This is a genomic window from Streptomyces sp. UNOB3_S3 (assembly GCF_020740895.1).
Classification (GTDB): Bacteria; Actinomycetota; Actinomycetes; order Streptomycetales; family Streptomycetaceae; genus Streptomyces.
On the sequence record NZ_JAILXP010000385.1, the window covers coordinates 1 to 6,510 of the forward strand.

Sequence of the window (6,510 nt, forward strand, 5' to 3'; positions counted from 1 at the left end):
TAAGCCTTTCAGCGCCGATGGTACTGCAGGGGGGACCCTGTGGGAGAGTAGGACGCCGCCGAACTCCTTTTAAGAGAAAGCCCTGGCAGGGGATACCTGCCGGGGCTTTCTTGCATTTACGGCCAGGACGGTTTACTCGGCTATACCGCGACCACTCGCCCCGTGGCCTCCCCGTCGCCGTTCTCGTTCCCCTTGCCGCCCTCCCGTAGCGAGCCATGTCGTTCCGCCCAGCCGGAGAGTGCGGTGTGCACGGCCCGGTCCATGTGCCGTAGCCCGGTCAGGTCCAGTTCGACGCCTTCGGCACCGTGGCCGGCCCGGTGCAGGGTGTCGAGTTCGTCCAGGAGCCTGGGCAGCCGGAGGAAGTTGGCGTTGCCGAGTACTCGTGCCCGTACCCGGCCGTCCCTCGTCGTCGTGGTCTCGATGTGGACGTGGGAGGTTTCCCAGGCCGCCTTCACGATGGCCAGCAGCAGGCCGATGACGACGCCCTCGAAGAGGTTGGTCACGACGATGGCGACGGTGGTCGTCACCAGGACGGCGACCTCGCCGCGGTGGTCGCGCCAGAGCGGGCCCAGTTCACGGCCCGGCAGGAGCTTCCAGCCCGCGTGGACGAGCACTCCCGCGAGTGCCGCGACCGGGATGAGTTCGAGAGCCCAGGGCAGCAGGGTCGCGAAGACCAGCAGCCATACGCCGTGGAGGACGCGGGAGGCCTTCGTCCGGGCGCCCGCGTGGACATTGGCGGCGCTGCGGACGATCACGGCGGTCATGGGCAGGGCGCCGAGCGCTCCACAGACGGTGTTGCCGGCGCCCTGGGCGATGAGTTCCTTGTTGTAGTCCGTGCGCGCGTTGTCGTGGAGCCGGTCGACGGCGGCGGCGCTGAAGAGGGACTCCGCCGAGGCGATGAGCGCGAAGGCGAGGACCGTCCCCAGGACCCCGAACTCGGTCAAGCGCGCGAAATCGCCACTCCAGGGTGGCTGAATAGCGTCGAAGAGGCCGCGTACCTGAACCCGGTCGACGGGCAGCCGGAGCACTCCGACCGCCGTCGTGGCGAGCGCGACCGCGGCCAGCGGCGCCGGCACGAGGCGTACGCCCTTCGGCCAGCGTGGCCACAGGACCAGTACGGCCACCGTGCCGGCGCCGACGGCGACCGCGGCGAGCGAGTCGGCGGAGGCGAGGGTGTCGGTGAGCAGGGTGACCAGGCCGCCGAGCTTCTCGAGCGCCCCGGCCGGCGCGTCCGCGTCGGCGAGCGCGTACAGCTGTCCGGCGATCAGGACGACGCCGATGCCAGCGAGCATTCCCTGCACCACCGCGACCGAGATGGCCCGGAACCAGCGGCCCAGTTTGAGCAGCCCCATCGCCACCTGGAGGAGCCCGGCGGTGAGGACGAGCACGCCGAGCGCCCTGAGTCCGTACTCCCGTACGGACTCGTAGACCAGCACCGTCAGCCCGGCCGCCGGGCCGCTGACCTGCATGCTGCTGCCCGGCAGCAGTCCGGTGAGGAGGCCGCCGACGATGCCGGTCACGAGGCCGAGCTCCACGGGGACGCCGGACGCGACGGCGATGCCCACGGAGAGCGGCACGGCTATGAGGAAGACGACCAGCGACGCGGCGAAATCGGCCCGGAGGTTGGCGAGAAGGCCAACGCGGTCGACGGCGGTGCGGACACGGCGGAAGAGAGTCTTCTGCATGAGGTTTGCCTCCAGCGCGCTCGAGGCGCGCGCAGCGATGCGATGAGGATCGTTGCCAGACAGGCGGAGTGCAGACAGGTGGAGTAAGGGGCCGATGGGCATCGGGAGCCGCGGGAGAGCGCAGCGACAGACGGCGCCGGCGCCGTCGTCCCTGCGGCGCCGGGCTGTTAATCACTCGACCATATTTTGGCCAAGTCGTGGTGCGGATCGGTGAGTTGTTTTGTAACCACGATGTAAACGCGGTGTCGGGAAAGGGGAGCTACCGCTTCCGGGCGCCCCTGGGGCGACCGAGGTGGGAGGATGAAGCGAGCCCAGCGGAACGAAGAGGTGAGCCCCCGTGCAGCAGAGAGTCGCCGTCCTCGGCACCGGAAAGATCGGCGAGGCCCTCCTCAGCGGCATGATCCGCGCGGGCTGGTCCACGGACGACCTGATGTGCACGGCCCGCCGCGCCGAACGCGCCGAGGCGCTCCGCACCCGCTACGGCGTCGAGGTCGTCAGCAACATCGAAGCCGCCAAGACCGCCGACACCCTGATCCTGGCCGTCAAGCCGCAGGACATGAGCACCCTCCTGGAGGAGCTCTCCCCGCACCTGCCCGCCGACCGCCTCGTCATCAGCGCCGCGGCCGGCGTGCCCACCGTCTTCTTCGAGGAGCGGCTGCCGGCCGGCGTCCCCGTCGTGCGCGTCATGCCGAACACCCCCGTCCTCGTCGACGAGGGCATGTCCGTCATCTCCGCGGGCTCCCACGCCACCGAGGACCACCTCCTCCGCGCCGAGGCGATCTTCAAGCCGGTCGGCAAGACGCTCCGCGTCCCCGAGTCGCAGCAGGACGCGGCGACGGCCCTCTCCGGCTCCGGCCCGGCGTACTTCTACTACCTCGTCGAGGCCATGACCGACGCCGGCATCCTGCTCGGCCTGCCCCGGGACAAGGCCCACGACCTGATCGTCCAGGCCGCCATCGGCGCCGCGGTCATGCTCCGCGACAGCGGCGAACACCCGGTGAAGCTCCGCGAGGCCGTGACTTCCCCTGCCGGAACGACCATCAGCGCGATCCGCGAGCTGGAGAAGCACGGTGTACGCGCCGCCCTGATCGCCGCGCTGGAGGCCGCCCGCGACCGCAGCCGCGAGCTCGGCTCCGGCCACAGCTGACGGTTGACGGCTGAGAGCTGCCGGCAGCCGGAAGCTCTCAGCCCAGCAGCGCCGCCGTGGAGACGACCTTCGCGAAACCGGCCGCGTGGAGATTGGTCGCCGTCGCCCGCGCCAGCTCGGCGGCCGTGAGGACCCGGCCGTCCGGGCCGGCGGCGTCGAAGGTGTGGGTGGCGTCGAGCGGCACGATCACGTCGTAGCCGAGATTGCCGCCCATCCGGGCGGTGGTCTCCACGCACCAGTTCGTCATGATGCCCACGACGACGATCTGCCGTATCCCCGCCGCGTCCAGCCAGCTCCGCAGATCCGGCGCACCGATGAAGGCGGAGTTCACGGTCTTGGTGAGCAGCAGCTCCGGACCGGTGCCCCGGCCCCGGCGCTCCTCGACGAAGTCCTGGAAGTCGTTCCCCTCCTGCCCGGGGCGGAGCGGGGAGTCCGCCTTGGGCGAGTCGTGCCGTACGAAGACGACGGGCCGGCCCGCCTCCTGCCACGCGTCGATGAGCACGGCGATATTGCCCTCGGCGGCGGGGTTGTCCCGGGGCGGGAAGACCGGGTCGTGCCACGCCTTCTGCACGTCGATGACGATGAGGGCGCTGTTCTGAGTGAGCTCGGTGATCTCCATGCCCACCATCCTGTTGGCGCGGCGCAGGAGCCGACAGTGGCAGAACAGACCCCGTTCGATGGATTGGTGCCAAGACCGCCGTGACGGTGCACCATGACCGTCATGCAGCCCACCGCCACGGCCCAGCGCATCGCCCTCGTCGCCTTTCCCGGCATACGGGCCTTCGACGTCGCCGTCATCGCCGAGGTCTGGGGCGTCGACCGCACCGGGCGCGGCGCCCCGCCCTTCGAACTCCGCCGCTGCGCACCGGACCGCGCGCCCGTGCGGATGCCCGGTGGCCTCACCCTCACCCCCGACCAGGCCCTCGACTGGACGGCCGGCGCCGATCTCGTCGTCGTACCCGGCGTCGACGACCACCTGGCCCCGGTCCCGGAACCCGTACTGGACGCGCTGCGCGGCGCCCACCGGGCCGGCGTTCCCGTCGCCGCGCTGTGCGGGGGAGCCTTCGTGCTCGCCCAGGCCGGGCTCCTCGACGGACGACGCGCGGTCACCCACTGGAACCTCACCACCCTGCTGTCCGCCACCCATCCGGACATCGATGTCGTCCCGGACGCCCTCTTCGTCGAGGACGACGGCGTCTGGACGGCGGCGGGCGTCGCCGCGGGGATCGACCTCTGCCTCCACCTGGTCCGTACCGCCCACGGCGCCGAGGCGGCGGCCACCATCGCCCGCTCGATGGTCACCGCCCCCTTCCGCACGGGCACCCAGGCCCAGTTCATCGAGCACCCCGCGCCGGCGGCCGCCGACCGCGAGGCCTCGGACACCCTCGCGGCCGTACGGGAACGAGCGCTCCGCCGGCTGTCCGAACCGCTCACCGTCGCCGACCTCGCACGCTGGGCCGGCATGTCACCGCGCTCCTTCGCCCGCCACTTCACCGCCACCACGGGGACGACCCCGATCCAGTGGCTCCTCGACCAGCGCGTCGCCGCGGCACAGCAGCTCCTGGAACGCACGGACCTGCCCATGCCCGAGGTCGCCCGCCGCTGCGGTTTCGGCAGCGAGGTCACCATGCGCCAGCACTTCGCCGCCCGCCTCGCCACCAGCCCGCGCGACTACCGCAGGTCCTTCCGCGCGGTGGGGTGAGACGGCCCGGTCCTCTCGGCTCGCCGGGTCACCTCGACTGGCCACTCCGCCGGGTCACCTCGGCGGGTCACCTCGCGGGCAGCAGGCCGATGGCCTCGTACGCGGCGTCGACCGTCGGCCTGGCGAGCCCCCGCGCCCGCTCGGCACCGGCCCGCAGCACCTCGTCGACGTATCCGGGATCGGCGCACAACTCCGCGTGCCGCTCCCGGATCGGCCGCAGCGTCTCCACGACCGCCTCGGCCGTGTCCTTCTTCAACGCCCCGTACGAGCTGTAACGCGCGGCCAGCTCCGCCGGACCGCCGTCACCGGTGCACGCCGCCAGGATCTCCAGCAGATTCGCGACGCCGGGCTGCGCCTCCCGGTCGTGGACGACCTCGCTTCCGCTGTCGGTCACCGCGCGCATGACCTTCCGGCGCGCGACGTCCGGCTCGTCGAGCAGATAGACGATGCCGGACGTGTCCGCATGCGACTTCCCCATCTTGGAGGTGGGGTCCTGGAGGTCCATGACACGTGCGGCGACGGCCGGGAGCACGGCCTTCGGCACCGTGAACGTGTGCCCGTACCGCTGGTTGAACCGCACCGCCAGATCGCGGGTGAGCTCGACGTGCTGCGCCTGGTCGTCACCCACCGGGACCTCGTCGGCCCCATAGGCGAGGATGTCCGCCGCCATCAGCACGGGGTAGGTGAGGAGTGACAGCCGGACGCTGCCTCCCGTGGCCCGCTCCTTCGCGGACTTCTCCTTGTACTGGATCATCCGCCGCATCTCCCCGTCGCTCGCCGTGCACTCGAGGACGTACGAGAGCCGTGTGTGCTCGTCGACGTGGCTCTGTACGAAGAGGGTGCAGAGGTCGGGGTCCAGCCCGGCGGCGAGGAACAGGGTCGCCGTCTGCCGACTGAGCCGGCGGACGCGCGCCGGGTCGTGATCGACGGTGAGGGCATGGAGGTCGACGACGCAGAAGAGGGCATCGGCCCGGTGCTGGTCGACGGTCACCCACTGGCGCAGGGCCCCGAGGTGGTTGCCGAGGGTGAGGTGGCCGGTGGGCTTGATGCCGCTGAAGATGCGGGTCATGGGTGTCGTGGCTCCTTGGGTCCTGGGGAGGGGACCACCGCCACAGACAGCAAAAAACGGCCGCCGCCTCGGCGGCCGTTGGATGCATGCGCGGTACGCGCGTGGTCAGGCCGCCGTCAGGCGGCCCACCACTGCTGGGTACAGGCATGCTTCGTCATACGGCGACCGTACGCCGCCCAAACCCACTTGCGCCACCGGTTTGATGATGGTTACAGGCTCGTGTAGTGTTCTCCGAGTTGCCACGGAGTCCGCGAGGACGACGGGGCGGCACCTCTTGCCGCGTCGGCGGCGATCACCACTTGGCTTGACCCTTGAACGGGATGAATTTCGGCGTGTCCGGAATTCGGATCGGGCGCCGATTAGGCGCCGCGGGGGAAATCCGCTAAAGTAGTGATCACGCCGGGGGCCGAAAGGCCGAAGGCGAGAAACCCCGCTCCAACAGGGGGCCGGAAACGGAATTCGAACCGACTGCTTCGACTGAGAAGCGGAAACGGAACGGAAAACGGATCTGGTAAGGTTGGAAACACCGAAGGGAAGCCCGGAGGAAAGCCCGAGAGGGTGAGTACAAAGGAAGCGTCCGTTCCTTGAGAACTCAACAGCGTGCCAAAAGTCAACGCCAGATATGTTGACACCCCGTCCATCTCGATGGATGAGGTTCCTTTAAAAAAGTCCCGCCGGGTCCATTACGGATCGGGTGGGCAACACACAGCGAGGACGCTGTGAACGACCGGGCCTATTCCGCCTGGTTGTTCCGCTCAACGCGAGTGTAACCGGATTACCGGTAAACATTCACGGAGAGTTTGATCCTGGCTCAGGACGAACGCTGGCGGCGTGCTTAACACATGCAAGTCGAACGATGAAGCCCTTCGGGGTGGATTAGTGGCGAACGGGTGAGTAACACGTGGGC

5 protein-coding genes and 1 rRNA gene are annotated in these 6,510 nt (G+C 69.8%); 3 read left to right on the forward strand and 3 right to left on the reverse strand.

Features of this window, described 5'->3' with window-relative positions:
• Positions 1–140 precede the first annotated feature (140 nt).
• Entirely contained in the window at positions 141–1,685 is a 1,545-nt protein-coding gene (locus tag K6I33_RS29510; protein ID WP_229357603.1) for a SulP family inorganic anion transporter, read from the reverse strand.
• 337 nt (positions 1,686–2,022) lie between these two features.
• On the opposite strand from K6I33_RS29510, the gene proC reads away from it, so the two are divergent.
• Positions 2,023–2,832 (forward strand): pyrroline-5-carboxylate reductase, encoded by an 810-nt coding sequence (gene proC / locus K6I33_RS29515; RefSeq protein WP_229357604.1) that lies wholly within the window; start codon positions 2,023–2,025, stop codon positions 2,830–2,832.
• 37 nt (positions 2,833–2,869) lie between these two features.
• On the opposite strand, the gene K6I33_RS29520 is transcribed toward proC, so the two are convergent.
• Positions 2,870–3,460: a cysteine hydrolase family protein gene (locus K6I33_RS29520; protein WP_229357605.1), complete on the reverse strand. Its 591-nt coding sequence runs from the start codon at positions 3,458–3,460 to the stop codon at positions 2,870–2,872.
• 93 nt (positions 3,461–3,553) lie between these two features.
• Between K6I33_RS29520 and K6I33_RS29525 the strand changes: the two genes are divergently transcribed.
• Positions 3,554–4,534: a GlxA family transcriptional regulator gene (locus K6I33_RS29525; RefSeq protein WP_229357606.1), complete on the forward strand. Its 981-nt coding sequence runs from the start codon at positions 3,554–3,556 to the stop codon at positions 4,532–4,534.
• Positions 4,535–4,601: 67 nt separating this feature from the next.
• Here the strand turns inward: K6I33_RS29525 and trpS are convergent, their stop codons facing one another.
• On the reverse strand, positions 4,602–5,603 hold the full coding sequence (gene trpS / locus K6I33_RS29530; RefSeq protein ID WP_229357607.1) for a tryptophan--tRNA ligase: 1,002 nt from the start codon (positions 5,601–5,603) through the stop codon (positions 4,602–4,604).
• Between the two features lie 788 nt (positions 5,604–6,391).
• Between trpS and K6I33_RS29535 the strand changes: the two genes are divergently transcribed.
• Positions 6,392–6,510, forward strand: a 16S ribosomal RNA gene (locus K6I33_RS29535); the annotation flags it as partial.